This is a genomic window from Kitasatospora sp. NPDC048298 (genome assembly GCF_043201465.1).
Taxonomy (GTDB): domain Bacteria; phylum Actinomycetota; class Actinomycetes; order Streptomycetales; family Streptomycetaceae; genus Kitasatospora.
The window spans coordinates 47,184-66,304 of the sequence record NZ_JBICYZ010000035.1; the positions used below are offsets into that span (position 1 = coordinate 47,184).

The following is a 19,121-nucleotide window of genomic DNA, read 5'->3' on the forward strand; positions in this document are numbered from 1 at the left end:
CGAGCGGCGGATGGGCCCGTGGTGCAGGAAGGGACGCGAACGATGACCTCGGAAACCGGGAACCTCGGCGGCGAACTGGAACGGGAGCGGGCCTACGTCGAGGTCTGCCGGGAGGCGACGGCCCGGCAGGTCGAGGACGCGGACTTCCAGGTCGTCGCCGCGGAGGACGTCTCCGGCGACGGCGCCAGCGCGGAGGCGCTCGGCCGGTACCTGCGCACCCGCGCCAAGCGGATGAAGGAGCTGCCGCAGAGCCCGTCGTTCTTCGGCCGCCTGGACTTCGCCGACACCGCGGAGGCCGGGGACCACCGGCGGCAGCGCTACTACGTCGGCCGTCGGAGGATCTCCGAGGACCCGACGGTGCCGCCGTTGGTGGTCGACTGGCGGGCCCCGGTCTCCCGGGCGTTCTACCAGGCGAGCGCCCACACCCCGCTCGGGCTCGCGCGGCGCCGCCGGTTCGGCTGGGCGCCCTGGAGCCTGGGCGCGCCGGAGGAGCTGACCGGGCTGGAGGACGAACCCCTCGGCGGGCCCGGCGGGCCCGGCGGAGTCGGCTCGGCGGACGGCGGTGCGCCGGGGATCCGGGAGGGCGGCGCGGACGGCATCCTGGCCACCGAGATCGAACGGCCCCGCACCGGCCCGATGCGGGACATCGTCGCCACCATCCAGCCCGAGCAGGACGCGCTGGTGCGGGGCGGCCTGGGCGAGTCGGTGTGCGTGCAGGGCGCGCCCGGCAGCGGCAAGACCGCCGTCGGGCTGCACCGCGCCGCGTACCTGCTCTACACCTTCCCGCAGCGGATCCAGCGCGGCGGCCTGCTGGTCATCGGCCCCAACCGGACCTTCCTGCGCTACATCGCCGAGGTGCTCCCCGCGCTCGGCGAGATCGACGTGGGCCAGTGCACCGTGGAGGACCTGGTCGCCACCCGGCCGGTCACCTCGGTGGACGACGAGCGGGCCGCCGCCGTCAAACAGGACGGGCGGATGGCGACGGTGCTGCGCCGGGCGCTGTACGGCCGGATCCGGGCGGCGGCCGCGGAGCCGCTGGTCGTCCCGGACGGCTCCTACCGGTGGCGGGTGCCCCCGGAGCAGCTCGACCGGGCCGTCGCCGAACTGCGCGAGCAGGCGCCGCCGTACGCCGTCGGCCGGGAGAGCCTGCGCACCCGGGTGGTGGCGATGCTCCAGGACCAGGCCGAGCGCCGGACGGGCGTGCGGTCCGGCGCCTGGACGCGGAAGGTCGGCCGCTGCAAGCCGGTCGCGGCCTTCCTGGAGACCGCCTGGCCCCGGCTGCGGCCGGAGACCGTGGTCGCCGCCCTGCTGGGCGACCCGGCGGTGCTGGCCGAGGCCGCCGACGGGGTGCTCGGCCCCGGGGAGCAGGTGGCGATCCTGTGGCGCCGGCCGCCGCGTTCGGAGCGGAGCGCCGCGTGGTCCGAGCACGACCTGATGCTCCTGGACGAGGTGGCCGGTCTGATCGAGCGCCCGGCCGGCTTCGGCCACGTCGTGGTGGACGAGGCCCAGGACCTCTCCCCGATGCAGTGCCGGGCGATCGCCCGCAGGAGCGCCTTCGGCTCCCTGACCGTCCTCGGCGACCTCGCCCAGGCGACCGCCCCGTGGGCCGCCCGCAGCTGGTCCGAGCAGCTCGCCCACCTGGGCAAGCCGCAGGCCGCGGTGGTGCCGCTGACCACCGGCTTCCGCGTCCCCGCCGCCGTGACGGAGCTCGCCAACACCCTGCTGGGCGCGCTGGACGTGGACGTGCCGCCGGCCGTGTCGCTGCGCCGGGACGGTGAGCTGACGGTGCGGCGGGTGTCCGACGGCGGCCTGGACGCGGCGGCCGTCGCGGCGGTGCGGGCCGCGCTGGAGCGCGAGGGCTCGATCGCGGTGATCGCGGCCGACGGCGCGGCGGCGCGGACCGCCGAGGCGCTGCTCGCCGCGGGCATCCCGACCGGGGCGGCCGAACAGGTCGGCACCACGGCGCGGGTGACGGTGCTGCCGGCCTCCCTGGTGAAGGGGCTGGAGTACGACCACGTGGTGGTGCTGGAGCCGGCCGCCATCGTGGAGGCCGAGCCGCGCGGTCTGCACCGGCTGTACGTGGTGGTGACCAGGGCGGTCTCCCGGCTGGACGTCCTGCATGCCCGGCCGCTGCCCGCGCCGTTGGGCGGGTGACGGCAGGGCGGGTGACGGCAGGGCCGGGAGCGCGGGTGGGTGCGGGATCGCGCCAAATGCGGTGCCGCTCCGGGCAATTCGGAAAAGCGGCCGCCGAACTGCCGGGCGCCCGGGAGGATTTCCGTATGCCTACGATCATCAGACTGGCGGGAGCCGGTTTTGCCGCAGCCCTGTCCCTGACCGCCGCCGCGACTCCGGCGGGGGCGACCGACCTCCCGGGCGAAGCGCGCACCGCCACCGTCATCAGCCAGCGGGTGGTCCTCACCCAGGCCGGGAACTACCCCACCGAGCAGAACCGGTACGGCGTCTTCTCGGTGTCCTGGCGCGCGTTCGGCACCGAGGACCTCGCCGGGCCGACCCACTTCACCGTCGACCTGCCGCCGGGCGTGACCACCGGCGGCGCGATGTTCTACTCCACGCCGAACGACTACACCTTCACGGAGACCGTCTCGCCCGACGGCCGTCACCTGGAGGCCGTCCTGTCCGGCAACCGCCGCTCCGGGACCGAGGAGTTCATGAAGATCCCGGTCGTCGCTGAGGGGGCCGGACCGGTCACCGGCGCGGTCACCGCGCGGGTGGCCAACGCCAACGACACGATCCCGACCGGGCACGTCTCCACCTACCTGCTCGGCATCGGCCTGCTGCCGCCGCTGATCGGCTCGCAGCCGCGGATCGACGACGTCAGCGCCACCACGGGACCGGGCGCGGGCGGTACCCCCGTGACCGTCACCGGCGTCGGCATGGAGGGCGCGATGGTGCTGGTCGGCGGCGTCCCGGCGCCCGGCACCTGCACCGACACCGCCTGCACGGTGACCACGCCCGGCGGCTCGGGCAGCGTCGCCGTCACGGTGGTCGGACCGGGTGGGAAGGTCACGGCCCCGGCGGCCTTCGACTACACCGGCGCCCCGCCGCCGCCCCCGCCGGCTCCCTCGCTCTCCGGCCTGAACACGCCCTCGGGTCCGGTCGGCGGCGGCACCGCGGTCATCGTGACCGGCGACGACCTGGCCGGCGGCACGGTCTCCTTCGGCGGCCGGCCCGCCACCCGGCACTCCTGCGGCCCGCGGCTGTGCACCGCCACCGCACCGGCGGCCGACCAGCCGGGGCCGGTGGACGTCACGGTGACCACGGCGGGCGGCACCAGCGGCCCGGTGGCGTTCACCTACGCGCCGTAGCGCGGCTCACCGCCGCCGGGCCGGATCCGGAGACCGGACCGGACCCGGCGGCCGGACCGGCCCCGGAAGCCAGGGCGAGCAGCGCCCCGGCAACCGGGGCCGGCCGTTTCCGTGACCACCATCGACCGCAGGACGCCACTACTGTCGGAATCCATCACATGCGAAACAAGTGATTTGAAAAATTCTTCAAGTTCATACATGCTGTCGTGCCGTTGAACCGGTGGAAGGCGCGTCCGGGCGCCGTCGGACGCAGGAAGGGGCGGTCGTGAGCGCGGCAATCGGCGAACAGCGGCCGCCCGCCCGGCGGTCGGAGGCGGGCGCGGAATGAGTCTCGCCACCGTCGTGGGCGACCGGGTGCGGGCCGTCCTGCCCACCCGGGCGATCCTCGCCACCATGGGCCGCGCCCCGCGCAGGGACCTGCTCGCCGGCCTCACGGTGGCGATCGTGGCGCTGCCGCTGGCCCTGGGCTTCGGCATCTCCTCCGGTGCCGGCGCCGAGGCCGGACTGGCCACCGCCGTCGTGGCCGGGGCGCTGGCCGCCGTCTTCGGCGGCTCCGACCTCCAGGTGTCCGGGCCGACCGGCGCCATGACCGTGGTCCTCGTCCCGATCGTCGCCCGCTACGGCACCGACGGCGTGCTGACCGTCGGCCTGCTCGCCGGGGTGCTCCTGGTGGTCCTCGCCCTGGTCCGGGCCGGGCGCTGGATGGTGTACGTGCCGGTGCCCGTGGTGGAGGGCTTCACCGTCGGCATCGCCGGGGTCATCGCCCTCCAGCAGGTGCCCGGCGCGCTCGGGGTGCGCAAGCCCGAGGGCGACAACCCGGCCGTGGTCGCGGCCCGGGCGGTGCGCGACTTCGCCGCCGCGCCCCACTGGGCCTCCGTCGGCGTGGCGCTCGCCGTCGCCGCCGTGATGCTGGTCGGCGTACGGCTGCGGCCCGCGCTGCCGTTCTCGCTGATCGCCGTCGTCGCCGCGACCGTCACCGCCGAACTGGCCGGCCTGCCCGTCGCCACCATCGGCCACCTGCCCGGCGGGCTGCCGGCGCCCTCGCTCGGCTTCGTGGACCTCTCCGCCGTCCCCGCGCTGCTGCCCTCCGCGTTCGCCGTCGCCGCGCTGGCCGCGCTGGAGTCCCTGATGTCCGCGACGGCCGCCGACGCGATGAGCGTGTCGGGCCGGCACGACAGCGACCGCGAGCTGTTCGGCCAAGGGCTGGCGAACCTGGCGGCCCCGCTGTTCGGCGGCGTCGCCGCGACCGGCGCGATCGCCCGTACCGCCGTCAACGTGCGGTCGGGTGCCGCCTCCCGGCTCGCCGCCCTGGTGCACGCCGGGGTGCTCGCCGTGATCGTCTTCGCCGCCGCGCCGCTGGTCGCGGGGATCCCGCTGGCGGCGCTGGCCGGGGTGCTGATCGCCACCGCCGTCCGGATGGTCGAGGTCGGCTCGCTGCGGGCGCTGGCCCGCACCGGGCGCGGCGAGGCCGCCGTGCTGGCCCTGACGGCCGTCGCCACCCTGGCCTTCGACCTGGTCACCGCCGTGGTGGTCGGTGTGCTGGTCTCCGGCGCCCTGGCGCTCGCCGCCGTCGCCCGGGCGGCCCGGGTGGAACAGGTCCCGCTGCTCGCCGAGCCTCCCGAGGCCTCAGAACGGGAGGTGCCCGGGCCCCGGCCCGACCGCGGCGACCACGGCGAGGAGGAGCGGGCGCTGCTCGCCGAGCACATCGTCGCCTACCGGATCGACGGGCCGCTGCTGTTCGCGGCCGCCCACCGCTTCCTGCTCGAACTCACCGAGTCCGCCGAGGTCGAGGTCGCGATCCTGCGGATGTCGCGGGTCAGCGCGATCGACGCCAGCGGCGCGACCGTCCTCGGCGACGCCATCTCCGCGCTCCGACGGCGCGGCACCCTGGTGCTGGTCTCCGGCGTGCGGGACGAACACCACCGCCCGCTGGACGCCCTCGGCGTGCTGGACGGGCTGCGCGCCGACGGGCACGTCTTCGCCACGACCCCCGAGGCCATCGCCCACGCCCGCACCCACCTGCGCGAGCGGTCGGCCGCCGCCGACCACGACCGCACGGCCCCCGCCGACCGCGACCGCGCGGCCGCCGGTGCCGGTGCCCACCGGCGCCGGAACCCCCGCTGACCTCCTCACCCGTCCCGCAGGCCACCCCCGAACACCCTGGATAATCTGAACTCATGAGCGACAACCTCCCCCCGTGCCCGCAGTGCTCCAGCGAGTACACCTATGAGATGAACGCCCTCATGGTCTGCCCCGAGTGCGCCCACGAGTGGGTGCCCGGCGGTGGCGACCAGGCCGGAGCGCCGGCCGGCGAGCGTGTGATCAAGGACGCCGTCGGCAACGTGCTGAACGACGGCGACACCGTCACGGTGGTCAAGGCGCTCAAGGTCAAGGGCAGCGTCTCCGGCATCAAGGCCGGCACCAAGGTGCGCAACATCCGGCTGGTGGACGGTGTCGACGGGCATGACATCGACTGCCGGATCGAGGGCTTCGGTGCGATGCAGCTCAAGTCCAGCGTGGTCAAGAAGGCCTGACCCGCGCGCCTGAACGGCCGCGCCCCGCCGAGGAGATCGGCGGGGCGCGGCCGTTTCGTCGTCCGGGGGCCTCCGCAAGGGGCGGGGGTGGAGCCGTCGCCCGATTTAGTTATATGCTCACAATGATTACAACAACACAAATAATCAGGGAGCGTTCGTCATGCCCGATGCCGCTCGACCGCGGCCCTGGCTCGTGCTCGCCATCTGCTGCATGAGCCTGCTGATCGTCAGCCTCGACAACACCATCCTGAACGTGGCCCTGCCCGCCATCCGGCGCGACCTGGACACCTCGGTGTCCGGACTGCAATGGACGATCGACGCCTACACCCTGGTACTGGCGAGCCTGCTGATGCTCTCCGGCTCCACCGCCGACCGGATCGGCCGCCGCCGGGTGTTCCGGATCGGGCTGGTGGTGTTCACCGGGGCCTCCCTGCTGTGCAGCCTCGCCCCCGGGCTCGGCTGGCTGATCGCCGCCCGGATGCTGCAGGCGGTCGGCGGCTCGATGCTGAACCCCGTCGCCATGTCGATCATCAGCAACACCTTCACCGACTCCCGGCAGCGCGCCCGCGCCATCGGCGTCTGGAGCGCCGTGGTGGGCATCAGCATGGCCGCCGGGCCGATCATCGGCGGCGCGCTGGTCGAGTCGGCCGGCTGGCGGGCGATCTTCTGGATCAACGTCCCGATCGGCCTGGCCGCACTCTTCCTCACCACCCGCTACGTGCCGGAGTCGCGGGCGGCCCGCACCCGCCGGGTGGACCCGATCGGCCAGCTGCTGGTCATCGTGCTGCTCGCCGCCCTCACCTACGCGATCATCGAGTCGCCGGAGCGCGGCTGGACCTCACCCCTGGTGCTCGGCTGCGCCGCGGCCGCGCTGGCCGCCCTGCTGGGCCTGCTCTGGTACGAACCCCGGCGCACCGACCCGCTGATCGACCTGCGGTTCTTCCGCTCCGCACCGTTCTCCGGCGCCACCGTGATCGCGGTCGCCGCCTTCGCCGGCCTCGGCGGCTTCCTGTTCCTCAGCTCCCTGTACCTCCAGGACGTCCGGGGTGTCGACCCGCTGCACGCCGGGCTGTTCATGCTGCCGATGGCCGTCATGTCGCTGCTCACCGCGCCGCTGTCCGGCCGGATGGTGGCCACCCGGGGGCCGCGCACGCCGCTGCTGCTGGCCGGGACGACGCTCACCGCGAGCGCCGTGCTCCAGGCGGTCGGCTACTCCGAGCACCTGCCGACCGGGCTGCTGGTCGTCGCCTTCCTGCTCTTCGGCACCGGCTTCGGCCTGGTCAACGCGCCCATCACCAACACCGCCGTCTCCGGGATGCCCCGCTCGCAGGCCGGGGTGGCGGCGGCCGTGGCCTCCACCAGCCGGCAGGTCGGCCAGTCCCTGGGCGTCGCGGTGACCGGCGCCCTGATGGCCGGGACCGCCCTGGCGGACCCGGCGGCCTTCACCGGGGCCGCGCGGACGGCCTGGTGGATCATCGCCGGCTGCGGGGCGGCCGTGCTGGTCACCGGTACGCTCACTTCCGGCCGCTGGGCCCGGGCGACGGCCGAGCGCGCGGCGCGACGGCTCGCCGAGCAGGAGCCGGCCGAGGGAACCGAGGAGACGAAGGAGACGGTGGACGCCTGATGGAGCGCCTTGACACCGGCGGGCACCCCAAGGGGAGCGGGGCCGACGCCGCCACGGCGGCCCGGGTCTGGCAGGGGATGTACGCGCTCGTGCTGGAGCGCCACGACCGCCGCAAGACCGTCGCCGACGCCCTGGGCATGAGCTTCAGCCGGGTCAGGGCGCTGCGCCGGCTCGCCGCCGGCCCGATCACCCTGCGGGAGCTGGCCGAGCGGCTGACCGCCGACCCGCCGTACACCACCGTCATCGTGGACGACCTGGTGCGGCGGGGGCTCGCCGAACGCATCACCAACCCGGCCGACCGGCGCTCCAAGCTGGTCCACCTCACCGAGGAGGGCGAGGCGAAGGCGTCGCTCGCCACCGCGATCCTCAGCACCCCGCCGGACGCGCTGCTCGGGCTGCCGCCGGAGGACCTGCGCGCGCTCGACCGGGTACTGGCGAAGCTGCTGGACTGAGGCCGCGGCCGGCTCACCTCCTGACCCGGTCATCGGTCAGCGGTGAGCCGTCAGCCGCGTGCCGCGCCTCGCGTGCCGTCAGCCGTCCGAGCGCCGGAGCAGGTAGGTGTCCATGATCCAGCCCTTGCGCTCCCGGGCCCGCTCGCGCAGTTCACGGATCCGCGGGGCCGCCTCGGCGAGCGGCCCGGAGTCGAGCACCTCGTCGGGGGTGCCGAGGTAGGCGCCGTAGTGGATCTCCAGCCCCTCGGGGTCGATCTCGGTGAAGGCGGCCCGGCCGTCGAGCATCACCACCACGTCGTCCACCCCCTCGGGGAAGCCCTCCGCCAGGCGGCGGCCGGTGGTGATCTGCACCGGGCGGCCGACCCTGGTCAGCGTGGTGCGGTGCCGGGCGGCGAGCGCGGAGACGCTGCTGATGCCAGGGACGACCTGGTACTCGAACGGCGCGCCGCCCCGGGTGGACACGTCGTCCACCACGGCGATGACGCTGTCGTAGAGGGCCGGGTCGCCCCAGACCAGGAACGCGCCGCTCTCGCCCGGGCCGAGGTGCTCGGCGAGCAGCTGCTCGACCAGGTCGGCGCGGCGGACGCGCCAGTCGTCCACGGCGGCCGCGTGCGCCGGGGTCGTGCGGTCCCGCTCGGCGTCCGGCACCTCGACCACGCGGTGCCCGGGCCGTCCGTGCTCGGCCAGCATCCGGCGGCGCAGCGCGATCAGGTCCTGCCGTTCCTCGCTCTTGTCGAGGATGAAGAAGACGTCGGTACGACCGATCGCCTTGACCGCTTGCAGGGTGAGGTGGTCCGGGTCGCCCGCACCGATGCCGATGACGAAGATGTGCCGCATGGGGGACATTCTGCCGTCCGCCCCGGCGTACGGGCCCGGGGGCCGTACGTGGCCGACCGAAGCGGTGGGCGGTGGCTGTGAGCTGCGCGGATGGACGTAAGCTGGCGGGGCAGCTGGTTCGCCCCGCCCGCCGGGCGGGGTGTCGTCACGAGGGAACCCGGCGGGAGTCCGGGACCGCCCGCAGCGGCGAGCGGCAACGACCGCCGTCCTGTGCGCCGGGCCCGGCAACGGGTCCGGGGAGCGACGACCGGTGGGTGTCCGTCCCGGTTCGGCCGGGAGGGCGCGCCCACGAGTCCGAAGACCTGCCGCTGCCCGCGTGCCGTGGTGGCTCGCGGCCCACCACGACCCCGAGGGCGGGCCGATGGTGCGGGTGGGCCGTATACGGACGGCTGCCCGCTCCTCGGCGTGCCCGAGGTGCGCGACCTCACGAAGGAGAGTTCCGTGCAGCGGAACGCCGACCACGATTTCCACGGCGCCATGACGGGCGGGCCGTCGCTGTGACCAGTCCCGCTGTCCTCTCCCGCACCCCGGCCGACTCGGCGGTCACCCTCGCCCACATTATGAGCGACCACGACACCAACCTCTACGGTTCGGTGCACGGCGGCGTGATGATGAAGCTGATCGACGACGCGGCTGCCGCCGCCGCGGGTCGGCACGCCGGTGTTCCCGCGGTCACGGTCTCGGTCCGGGGGATGTCGTTCCTCGCGCCCGTCCGGGCGGGAGACCTCCTCACCGTCCGCGCCCGGGTCGGCCGCGTCGGGCGGACCTCGATGGACGTGTCGGTGGAGGTGACCTCGGAGCGGTGGAACCTCGCCGGGCCGGTGACCCGGGTGGCGACGGCGGAGCTGGTCTTCGTGGCGGTCGACTCGGACGGCAGGCCGCACCCGGTACCGGAGCTGGTCTCGGAGGGCGCCCGCGACGAGCAGCGCGCCGACCGCAACGGGCCGGAGCGCGAGTCGGTCGAGTAGCCGCCGCAGCCGCGGCGTCTCACCATGCAGACGGCTTTCGAGATTTCCGCCTCGACGGCGACGCTTTGCCCCTAAGCTGGCGACGCAGCTGGTTCGCCCCGTCCGCCAGGCGGGGTGTCGCAAGAGGGAACCCGGTGGGAATCCGGGACTGCCCCGCAGCGGTGAGTGGGAACGACCGCCGTCATACGCACTGGACCCGGGACGGGTCTGGGAAGCGACGGCCAGTAGGTGTCCGTCCCGGTTTCGGCCGGGTGGGCGTGCCCGCGAGTCCGAAGACCTGCCACTGCCCGTACGCGACCGTTCGCGTGCGGCCATCCGGTGACCTCGTGGGCGGGTCGGCGACCATACCAGGCGGAGCCGTGCACGGGTGCGGGTGTCCGTCCGGTTCGTCATCCCTTCGCGTCCTCGTGCCACCACCGGTGCACTTGAGGATTCAGGCTCGCGAAGGAGAGTCCCTTGACAGCGAAGTCCGCAGCCGCGGCGTCCGTGGCCACCGCGTACGGCTACCCCCGGCAGGGTCGTAACCGTGAACTGAAGAAGGCGATCGAGGGCTACTGGAAGGGCGCGGTCACGGCCGAGGCGCTGCTGTCGACCGCGGCCGACCTGCGCCGGACCAACTGGGCCCAGCTCGCCGAGGCGGGGGTCGGGGAGGTCCCGACCGGTGACTTCTCGTTCTACGACCACGTGCTGGACGCCAGCGTGGCGGTCGGCGCGATCCCGCCGCGGCACCGGGAGGCGGTCGACGCCGACCCGCTGGACGGGTACTTCGCGATGGCGCGCGGCAACCAGGACGTCGCGCCGCTGGAGATGACCAAGTGGTTCGACACCAACTACCACTACCTGGTACCGGAGTTGGGGCCGGACACGGTGTTCGCCGCGAACCCGGCCAAGGCGGTCGGCGAGTTCGAGGAGGCCCTCGCGCTCGGCCACACCGCCCGTCCGGTGCTGGTCGGCCCGGTGACCTACCTGCTGCTGGCCAAGCCGGCCCCCGGGGTGGCCGAGGACTTCCAGCCGATCACCCTGCTGGACCGGCTGCTGCCGGTCTACGCGGAGCTGCTCGCGGCGCTCAGGGCCGCGGGGGCCGAGTGGGTCCAGCTGGACGAGCCCGCGCTGGTCCAGGACCGGACCCCGGCCGAGCTGAACGCCGCCGCCCGGGCCTACCGCGAGCTCGGCGCCCTCACCGAGCGGCCCAAGCTGCTGGTCGCGAGCTACTTCGACCGGCTCGGTGAGGCGCTGTCGGTGCTGGCCAAGGCCCCGGTGGAGGGCCTGGCGCTGGACTTCACCGGCCCGGCCGCCGCCAACCTGGAGGACCTCGCCGCCGTCGGCGGCCTGCCCGGCAAGCGGCTGGTCGCCGGGGTGATCGACGGGCGCAACATCTGGATCAACGACCTGGAGAAGTCGCTGGCCACCCTGGCGACCCTGCTCGGGCTCGCCGGCACCGTCGACGTCGCACCGTCCTGCTCACTGCTGCACGTCCCGCTCGACGCCGCCGCCGAACGGGAGTTGGACCCGCAGATCGCCCGCTGGCTGGCCTTCGCCAAGCAGAAGGCCGGCGAGGCGGCGCTGCTCGCCCGCGGCCTGCGCGAGGGCACCGGCGCGATCACCGCCGAGCTCGCCGCCAACCGCGCCGACCTCGCCTCCCGCGCCAACTCCCCGATCACCCACGACCCGGCGGTGCGCGCCCGGGCCGCCGCCGTCACCGCCGACGACACCCGCCGGGCCCAGCCCTACCCGCGGCGGGCCGAGGCCCAGCGCGCCCGGCTCGGCCTGCCGCTGCTGCCGACCACCACCATCGGCTCCTTCCCGCAGACCACCGAACTACGCACCGCGCGCGCCGATCTGACGGCGGGTCGGATCGACGCGACCGCCTACCGGGAGCGGATGGAGGCCGAGGTCCGCGAGGTCATCGCCTACCAGGAGAAGGCCGGCCTGGACGTCCTGGTGCACGGCGAGCCCGAACGCAACGACATGGTCCAGTACTTCGCCGAGCAGCTCACCGGCTACCTCGCCACCCGGCACGGCTGGGTCCAGTCGTACGGCACCCGGTACGTACGCCCGCCGGTGCTGGCCGGGGACATCTCCCGCCCGCACCCGATGACCACCGACTGGTTCGGCTACGCGCAGAGCCTGACCGACCGCCCGGTCAAGGGCATGCTCACCGGCCCGGTCACCATGCTCGCCTGGTCCTTCGTCCGCGACGACCAGCCGCTCGCCGACACCGCCCGCCAGGTCGCCCTCGCCCTGCGCGACGAGGTCGGTGACCTGGAGGCGGCGGGCGCGGCCGTGGTGCAGGTGGACGAGCCGGCCCTGCGCGAGACCCTCCCGCTGCGGGCCGCCGCCCGCCCGGCGTACCTGGACTGGGCCACCGAGGCCTTCCGGCTGGCCACCTCCGGGGTGCGGGCCGACACCCAGATCCACACCCACATGTGCTACGCCGAGTTCGGCGCGATCATGACCGCGATCGACGACCTCGACGCGGACGTCATCTCGCTGGAGGCCACCCGCTCCCACATGGAGGTGGCCGGCGAACTCGCCGAGGCGGGCTACCCGCGCGAGGTGGGCCCCGGCGTGTGGGACATCCACTCGCCGCGCGTCCCCAGCACCGCGGAGGCGGTCTCCCTGCTGCGCGCCGGCCTGGCGGCGATCCCGGCGGAGCGGCTCTGGGTCAACCCGGACTGCGGGCTGAAGACCCGCGGCTGGCCGGAGACCCGGGCCTCGCTGGAGAGCCTGGTCGGCGCCGCCCGGACGCTGCGCGAGGAACTGGCCGGCTGACGGAGCAGTACGGCGGCGGGGTGGGCACGGCGACCCGTGGCGCTCACCCCCGGACCCGGGCCGCTACCTCCACCTCGTGGGCCCCGCGGCCCGGGTGATCACGGGTTGACCCAGCCGGCGGTCAGCGTCTGCACGGCCGAGCCGTCGAGGTCCTTGAGCTTCACCCCGGCGAAGGCCCGGGCGGCGTCGGAGGTGAGCAGCCGGAAGGCGGGGCGCTCGGCGTCGAGCAGGCCGAGGATCCGCTCGGCCGCGTCCTCGGCCGTCTGCGCGTTGGCGAAGGCGTTGCGGGTGCGGTCCAGGTAGTTGGCCAGGGCCGGCGCGTACGGGCCGGCCTGCTCGGCGGCGTCGTCCGTGAGGCCCACGTTGCTGACGAACTCGCTGGCCACCGCGCCCGGCTCGACCACGCTGACGGACACCCCGGCGGTGGCCGCGACCGGGGCGAGGGACTCCATGAAGCCCTCCACCGCGAACTTGGCGGCGCAGTACGCCTCGTTGAAGGGCTGGCCGACCACGCCGCCGACGCTGGTCACGGTCAGCACCCGGCCCCTGCTCGCCCGCAGCAGGGGCAGGGCGGCCTTGGTGACGTGCAGTACGCCGAAGAAGTTGACCTCCATGACGGCGCGGACGTCGTCGACGCTCTCCTGCTCCAGGGTGCCGACGTGGCCGGCGCCGGCGTTGTTGACCAGGGCGTCCAGCCGGTCGACGCCGGACAGGCAGGCCTCGACCGAGGCCGGGTCGGTGACGTCCAGCGCCCGGACGTCGACGGTGACCCCGGCCTGCTCGGCGGCGGCCAGCAGCGCGCCGGCCTTCGCGGTGTTCCGCATGGTGGCGATCACGTGCCAGCCGCCGCGGGCTGCGGCGACGGCGGTGGCCAGGCCGATGCCGGAGGAGGTACCGGTGATCAGGACGGTCTTGTTGCTCATCGCGCTGGACTCCATATGCTTATGGTTCATAACCAATATGATCCATAACTATGTGGCCCGATATTTCACTTTGTCAAGCACCTCGATACCCTGGTGGTCATGCCCCACCCATCGGATGACCTCACCCCGGAGATCGTCGGACTCTTCGCGGCCATCAACCGCCGCTACGGCCGGGAGTCCGAGGCGGCCGCGGCGGTCCACGAGCTGACCGCGCTGCAGGCCAAGGCGCTGCTCGCGGCCGAAGCGCCGGTCCCGACCCGCCGGATCGCCGAGAAGCTGCACGCGGAGCCGTCCAACGTGACGGTGATCATCGACCGGCTGGAGTCCCGCGGTCTGGTCGAGCGCAGCGTCGACCCCGCCGACCGCCGCGTGAAGCGGGTCGCCGCCACCGCCGCCGGGCGCGAGGTCGCCGCCGACCTGCGGGCCCGGATGCCCTTCACCGGAGACCCGCTGGCCCGGCTCGGCGCCGAGCAGCGGGAGTCCCTGCGCGAACTCCTGCGGCTGGTCCTGGAGGCATGACGGCAGCCCCCCGGACGGTTGTCCGGGGGGCTGCGGCCCTTCCCTCGGAACTCCTTCGGAATCCCTTCGGAAAATCTCGGGGGGGGGGGGGAATTCCCCGCCGGGTGGGGCTACTTCGCGCCGAAGGCCTTCTCGATGTCCTCGACGACCTTCTCCGCCGCGATCGGGCCGGAGCTGCTGCTCCACACCTGGCCGTCGACGCCCATGAGCTGGTTGGCGCCCACCGCCTTGAGGCGGGTGAAGGCCTCCTGCTTGCGGGCGGTCTCCAGGGCCTTCTCGCCGTCGGCGTTCAGGGTGGCGACGAACACCCGGTCGGCGTCGGCCTTGTTGAGGTTCTCCAGGGACAGCGGGTCCGAGTGGGGCTGGGCGCCCAGGTCGTCGGCGATCGGCATGGTGCCGGCGCCGGCCTTCTTCAGCAGGTCGCCGGGCATGTTGGTGGTGTTCATCACGATCGGCCCGTTGGGCATCCAGCGCATCACCACGGCGCTGCCGGTCCTGCCCTCGCCGGCCTTGGCGGCGCGCTTGTCCAGGGCGTCCAGCTTGGCCGTCAGGTCGTCCTTGTGGCCGAGCGCGTCGCCGTACACGGCGAGCACCGAGCGCCAGTCGCCGGCCTTGGGGACGATGGTCGGGGCGACCGCGGAGAGCTTCTCGTACTGGGACTTCTCGATGCCCGAGGAGGCCAGGATGAGGTCGGGCGTGGCCTTGAGGATGGCCTCGATGTTGGGCTCCTTGACCGTGGCCACCAGCGGGATGGCGTCGGCCTTCAGGTAGGCGGGGGCGGTGGTGCCGCCGCGGCTGGAGCTGGTGCCGACCGGGGTGACGCCGAGTGAGAGCGCGGTGTCCAGCGAGGTGTCGTTGAGGGCGACGACCCGCTTGGCCTCGGCCGGGACCTCCACGGCGCCGAAGGCGGTGTCGATGCTGCGCTTGCCGTCCTTCGCGGCGGCGGTGGACGAGGAGCCGGAGTCACCCGCGGAGCCGTCGGACCCGGAGGAGCCGCACGCGGTCAGGCCCAGGGAGAGGGCGCCGACGACGGCCGCGCCGAGCAGGGTCTTGGTAATGCGGGTGCCAAGCATGGGTGTTCTCCGAGCAATGGTAGTTTACGGACGAACCGTTTTTCTGAGGTTAGCCTAACCATACGTAATGCCCTGACGGGGGAGGCCCGGTGTGACAACCCGATCACTCCTGCTGCGCGGACTGCTGCCCGCCGGCGGGATCCTGCTGCTCGCCGTACTGGCGAGCCTGCTGCTCGGCGCGGGCGATGTGGGGCCGTCACGGGCGTTCGCCACCCTGCTCGGTGACGGCGACTCCGACTCCCGGTTCACCGTGTTCCACCTGCGCGCCCCGCGCACCGCCGTGGCCCTCGCGGTCGGCCTCGCGCTCGGCGTGGCCGGCACCGTGCTCCAGGCCGCCGCCCGCAACCCGCTGGCCGAGCCCGGCCTGCTCGGGGTCAGCACCGGCGCCTCCTTCGCCGTGGTGATCGCGATCGTGCTCGGCGCCGGCGCGGCGAGCGTCGGCCCGTACGTCGCCGTGCTGGGCGCCGCCGCCGGCTGCCTGCTGGCGCTCGGCGCCGCCCGGCTGCGCGGCACCGGCGACGACCCCGTCCGGCTGGTGCTGGCCGGAGCGGCGCTGAGCGGGCTGATGAACGCCGGCTCCTCCGTACTGCTGCTGTCCGACGCCCGGGCCGCCGACGAGATCCGGTTCTGGACCATCGGCTCGGTCGCCGGCCGCGGCACCGACCAACTGCTGGCCGTGCTGCCGGTGCTGCTGCTCGGCCTGGTCCTGGCGCTGCTCTCCGGCCCGGCGCTGACCGCGCTCAGCCTCGGCGACGACGTCGCCACCGGCCTCGGCCACAAGCCCCGCCGGGTCCGCGCCCTCGCGGTGGCCGCCGTCGCCCTGCTGGTCGGCGCCGCCACCGCGATCGCCGGGCCGGTCTCCTTCGTCGGCCTGGTGGTGCCCTTCGCCGCCCGGGCCCTGGTCGGCCCCGACCTGCGCCGACTGCTCGTGGTCTCCGCCCTGCTCGGGCCGGCCGTCGTGCTGCTCGCCGACGTGGCCTCCCGACTGGTGGCCCGCCCGTACGAGATGCCGCTCGGCGTGATGACCGCCCTGTGCGGCGCCCCCGTCCTGGTCGCCGTCGTCCGCTCGCACAGAATGCCCGCGCTGTGACCCCCACCCTGAACGCCCCGAACCCCGACACATACTCGGCCGCGCCCCTGCCGTCGACCCCACCCGGCACCCGGCTGCTCGCCCTGGGCGGCCGCTCGGTGCTCGTCCCGGTCCGGCCGCTGCTCGGCTGCACCGCCCTGCTGCTCGTCGTGGTCGCGGTGACCGCCGTCTGCCTGGCCGTCGGCGAGACGAACCTGAACCCGGTGACCGCCCTGCGCGCCGCCTTCGGCGACGGCACCGCGCGCGACGTGCTGCTGGTGGAGAAGCTGCGGCTGCCCCGCGCCGAGGCGGCCCTGGCCGTCGGCGCGGCCCTCGGCGTCGCGGGCTGCCTGATGCAGACCCTCGCCCAGAACCGGCTGGCCACCCCGGACACCGTCGGCTTCAACGAGGGCGCCACCGCCTTCGCCGTCGCCTCCGTCACCGGCGTCGCCACCCAGCTGCTGCCCTCCGCCGCCGCCCTGGTGGGCGCCGCCACCGCCGCCTCGCTCGCCTTCGCCCTCGGCGGCGGGGCCGGCCGCAACGGCTACCGCTTCCTGGTCGTCGGCCTCGGCATCGGCGCGGTCTTCGGCGCGGTGACCAACCTGATGCTCTCCCGCGCCGCCATCGACGCCGCCAACTCCGCCTACGGCTGGACGGTCGGCACCCTCAACAGCCGGGACGCCGACACCGTCGGCCTCCTCGAACTCGGCCTGCTGGTCTGCCTGCCCGCCGCCGTGCTGCTCGGCCGGCGGCTGTCGCTGCTGCGCTTCTCCGACGCCGTCGCCACCGGACTGGGCGTCCGGGTGCGCGGCCTGCGGATCGGCGTCCTGGCGGTCGCCGTGGTCTGCGCGGGCCTGGCGGTGGCCGTCGCCGGACCGCTCGGCATGATCGCGCTCGCCGCGCCCGAGGCCGCCCGCCGGATCGCCGGGCCGCGCTGCGTGCCGGTGCTCACCTCGGCCGCCGCCGGCGCCGCCTTCACCCTGCTCGCCGACCTGATCGGCCGTACCGTCCTGTCGCCGCTGGAGGTGCCGGCCGGCCTGGTCACCGCCGTCGTGGGCGGCCCCTACCTGCTCTGGCTGCTGCTCACCACCCGTCCCCGGAGGACCGCATGACCGCCCGCACCGCGACTGCCGCGACCACCGCCGCCCCGGCCCACCGCCTGGCGACCAGTGCGCTCAGCCTCGGCCACGACCGCACCATCGTGGTCCGCGAGCTCGACCTCGAACTGCCGCGGCAGCAGGTCACCGTCATCGTCGGCCCGAACGGCTGCGGCAAGTCCACCCTGCTCGGCGGCCTCGCCCGGACCATCGCCCCGCGCTCCGGCGCCGTGCTGCTCGACGGCAAGCCGCTGACCTCGCTCTCCACCCGCGCGATCGCCCGGATCATCGGCCTGCTGCCGCAGTCCGCCACCGCCCCGGACGGGCTGACCGTCCGTGACCTGGTCCGCTACGGCCGCCAGCCGCACCAGGGCCTGCTGCGGCAGTGGTCCGCCGCCGACGCCGAGGCGGTCGAGCACGCGCTCACCGCCGCCGACCTGCACGAGCTGGCCGACCGCCCGCTGGACACCCTCTCCGGCGGCCAGCGCCAGCGCGCCTGGATCGCCATGGCCGTCGCCCAGGACACCGACATCCTGATGCTGGACGAACCCACCTCGGCGCTGGACATGGGCCACGCCCTGGAGGTGCTGGAGATGGTGCGCGGCCTGACCACGCGCGGCCGCACCGTCGTCCTCGTCCTGCACGACCTCAGCACCGCCTGCCGCTACGCCGACCACATGGTGGCCATGCGGGACGGGAAGGTCGCCGCCCAGGGCGCGCCGCGCGACATCGTCACCCCGGAGCTGGTGCGCGAGCTGTACGGGGTGGAGAGCGCGATCCTCACCGACCCGGTCCACGGCACCCCGGTCGTCTGCCCCGTCGGCCTCGCCCCCCGGACCCGCTGACCTCCCGGGCGGCGCACCCGCAACGCCCTCAGCCGTACGGGACGACCGCGACCGGGCAGTGCACGTGGTGGATCGCGGCGTGCGCGACCGGACCGATGTGGTGGTGGCGCAGCGGCAGGTGCCGGACCCTGCGGCCGACCACCAGCAGCCGGGACGACGCGGCGGCGTCCACCAGGTCCACGGCGGGCTTGCCCCGGATCAGCTCGGTGGTCACCTCGACCTCCGGGTGGTGGGCCCGCCACGGCGCCAGGGCCCGCGCCAGCCCGCTGTCCTCGGCCGCGGACGTCTCGCGCTCCAGCCCGCCGATCGCCCCGTAGGACATGTACTCGCTGCCGGCCGGCGGGGACCAGACGTGCACCACGCGCAGCGGCGCCGAACGGAGCGCGGCGGCCTCGAAGGCGAAGGCCAGCACCGGCTCCGCCGGGCGCCCGAGGTCCAGGCCGAGCGTCACCTCGCCCTCCGGCTCGTCCCCGTCGGAGCGGACCAGCACCACCGGGCAGGCCGCCCGCCGCAGCACCTCCTGGCTCACCGAGCCGACCAGGAACCCGCGCAGGGTGCTCAGGCCGCGCGAGCCGAGCACCAGCACGGAGGCGCTCCGCCCGGCGGCCTCCAGCGCCTCCACGGGATCGCCGGCCACGGAGGAGGCGGCGACCTCCACCTCGGGCGCGAGGGAGCGCAACTCGCCCTCGCGTTCGGCGAGTTGCGCCAGTGCGGGGTGGTCGCCGCGTTCGGTGCCGGGAGGGAGGTGCTTCGGGCGGGGCCAGGCCTGGAGGACGTCCAGGCGCAGGCCGCGGCGCTGCGCCTCGCGGGCGGCCCACGCGGCGGCGGCCTGGCTCTCGGGTGAGCCGTCGAATCCGACGACGACGGGTCCGGTCACGGCGTGCTCCTCGGTTCCGGTGCGGCCGGAGGTCTCTGCGTGTGCGCCCAGTATCCGCGCGGGCCCCGACCGGCGCCTCCCGGAGGCCCGGCCCCCGGTTCGGCCGTCCGGCTGGTCGGCGGGCGGGCGGCGCGGCACAGCCCGGGCCGGGCGGGGGAGCCCGGCTAGGGTCTCCCGGACCGGTCCGTCCCACTCCGGGAGAACG

16 protein-coding genes and 1 riboswitch are annotated in these 19,121 nt (G+C 74.8%); of the genes, 12 read left to right on the plus strand and 4 right to left on the minus strand.

Translation table 11 applies throughout. The annotated features are described in order from the left end of the window. Nucleotides 1-42 precede the first annotated feature (42 nt). The 6 genes from ACGF0D_RS24820 (at nucleotide 43) to ACGF0D_RS24845 (ending at nucleotide 7,936) form a co-directional block, all read left to right on the plus strand. Complete coding sequence (locus tag ACGF0D_RS24820) at nucleotides 43-2,154, plus strand: HelD family protein (protein ID WP_392919705.1); 2,112 nt, start codon at nucleotides 43-45, stop codon at nucleotides 2,152-2,154. Between the two features lie 125 nt (nucleotides 2,155-2,279). Then, nucleotides 2,280-3,326 (plus strand): IPT/TIG domain-containing protein, encoded by a 1,047-nt coding sequence (locus ACGF0D_RS24825; RefSeq protein ID WP_392919708.1) that lies wholly within the window; start codon nucleotides 2,280-2,282, stop codon nucleotides 3,324-3,326. A 324-nt stretch (nucleotides 3,327-3,650) separates the two neighbouring features. Then, complete coding sequence (locus ACGF0D_RS24830; protein ID WP_392919711.1) at nucleotides 3,651-5,450, plus strand: SulP family inorganic anion transporter; 1,800 nt, start codon at nucleotides 3,651-3,653, stop codon at nucleotides 5,448-5,450. Nucleotides 5,451-5,503: 53 nt separating this feature from the next. Continuing rightward, entirely contained in the window at nucleotides 5,504-5,860 is a 357-nt protein-coding gene (locus ACGF0D_RS24835; RefSeq protein ID WP_392876696.1) for a zinc ribbon domain-containing protein YjdM, read from the plus strand. 160 nt (nucleotides 5,861-6,020) lie between these two features. Next, nucleotides 6,021-7,484: an MFS transporter gene (locus ACGF0D_RS24840; protein WP_392919714.1), complete on the plus strand. Its 1,464-nt coding sequence runs from the start codon at nucleotides 6,021-6,023 to the stop codon at nucleotides 7,482-7,484. After that, nucleotides 7,484-7,936 (plus strand): MarR family winged helix-turn-helix transcriptional regulator, encoded by a 453-nt coding sequence (locus ACGF0D_RS24845; protein WP_392876690.1) that lies wholly within the window; start codon nucleotides 7,484-7,486, stop codon nucleotides 7,934-7,936. Before ACGF0D_RS24840 ends, ACGF0D_RS24845 begins: the two co-directional genes overlap by 1 nt. A 78-nt stretch (nucleotides 7,937-8,014) precedes the next feature. Here ACGF0D_RS24845 and cobF read toward each other — a convergent pair whose 3' ends face one another. After that, nucleotides 8,015-8,773 carry a precorrin-6A synthase (deacetylating) gene (cobF, locus tag ACGF0D_RS24850; protein WP_392919716.1) on the minus strand — a complete coding sequence of 253 codons (759 nt, stop codon included), beginning with the start codon at nucleotides 8,771-8,773 and terminating at the stop codon, nucleotides 8,015-8,017. Between the two features lie 497 nt (nucleotides 8,774-9,270). Here cobF and ACGF0D_RS24855 point away from each other — a divergent pair, with 497 nt between their 5' ends. Both ACGF0D_RS24855 and metE read left to right on the plus strand, forming a co-directional pair. After that, a complete protein-coding gene (locus ACGF0D_RS24855) occupies nucleotides 9,271-9,741 on the plus strand; it encodes an acyl-CoA thioesterase (protein ID WP_392919719.1) in 471 nt (156 codons plus the stop codon). A 72-nt stretch (nucleotides 9,742-9,813) separates the two neighbouring features. Then, nucleotides 9,814-10,041, plus strand: a riboswitch (cobalamin riboswitch). A gap of 156 nt (nucleotides 10,042-10,197) precedes the next feature. Then, nucleotides 10,198-12,513 carry a 5-methyltetrahydropteroyltriglutamate--homocysteine S-methyltransferase gene (gene metE, locus ACGF0D_RS24860; protein WP_392919722.1) on the plus strand — a complete coding sequence of 772 codons (2,316 nt, stop codon included), beginning with the start codon at nucleotides 10,198-10,200 and terminating at the stop codon, nucleotides 12,511-12,513. A 98-nt stretch (nucleotides 12,514-12,611) separates the two neighbouring features. Here the strand turns inward: metE and ACGF0D_RS24865 are convergent, their stop codons facing one another. Then, nucleotides 12,612-13,466: an SDR family oxidoreductase gene (locus tag ACGF0D_RS24865; protein WP_392919725.1), complete on the minus strand. Its 855-nt coding sequence runs from the start codon at nucleotides 13,464-13,466 to the stop codon at nucleotides 12,612-12,614. Nucleotides 13,467-13,535: 69 nt separating this feature from the next. On the opposite strand from ACGF0D_RS24865, the gene ACGF0D_RS24870 reads away from it, so the two are divergent. Next, nucleotides 13,536-13,955 (plus strand): MarR family winged helix-turn-helix transcriptional regulator, encoded by a 420-nt coding sequence (locus ACGF0D_RS24870; protein ID WP_392876676.1) that lies wholly within the window; start codon nucleotides 13,536-13,538, stop codon nucleotides 13,953-13,955. Between the two features lie 110 nt (nucleotides 13,956-14,065). Here the strand turns inward: ACGF0D_RS24870 and ACGF0D_RS24875 are convergent, their stop codons facing one another. Continuing rightward, complete coding sequence (locus ACGF0D_RS24875) at nucleotides 14,066-15,028, minus strand: ABC transporter substrate-binding protein (RefSeq protein WP_392876673.1); 963 nt, start codon at nucleotides 15,026-15,028, stop codon at nucleotides 14,066-14,068. A gap of 91 nt (nucleotides 15,029-15,119) precedes the next feature. On the opposite strand from ACGF0D_RS24875, the gene ACGF0D_RS24880 reads away from it, so the two are divergent. The 3 genes from ACGF0D_RS24880 to ACGF0D_RS24890 are packed head-to-tail and all read left to right on the plus strand — an operon-like array spanning nucleotide 15,120 to nucleotide 18,039. Continuing rightward, a complete protein-coding gene (locus tag ACGF0D_RS24880; protein ID WP_392876670.1) occupies nucleotides 15,120-16,118 on the plus strand; it encodes a FecCD family ABC transporter permease in 999 nt (332 codons plus the stop codon). After that, nucleotides 16,115-17,209, plus strand: a complete 1,095-nt coding sequence (locus ACGF0D_RS24885) for a FecCD family ABC transporter permease (protein ID WP_392876667.1) — start codon at nucleotides 16,115-16,117, stop codon at nucleotides 17,207-17,209. Before ACGF0D_RS24880 ends, ACGF0D_RS24885 begins: the two co-directional genes overlap by 4 nt. After that, on the plus strand, nucleotides 17,206-18,039 hold the full coding sequence (locus ACGF0D_RS24890; protein ID WP_392919726.1) for an ABC transporter ATP-binding protein: 834 nt from the start codon (nucleotides 17,206-17,208) through the stop codon (nucleotides 18,037-18,039). The genes ACGF0D_RS24885 and ACGF0D_RS24890 overlap by 4 nt, the downstream gene beginning before the upstream one ends. A 28-nt stretch (nucleotides 18,040-18,067) precedes the next feature. Here ACGF0D_RS24890 and ACGF0D_RS24895 read toward each other — a convergent pair whose 3' ends face one another. After that, nucleotides 18,068-18,916 carry a universal stress protein gene (locus tag ACGF0D_RS24895; protein ID WP_392876661.1) on the minus strand — a complete coding sequence of 283 codons (849 nt, stop codon included), beginning with the start codon at nucleotides 18,914-18,916 and terminating at the stop codon, nucleotides 18,068-18,070. Nucleotides 18,917-19,121: the final 205 nt, after the last annotated feature.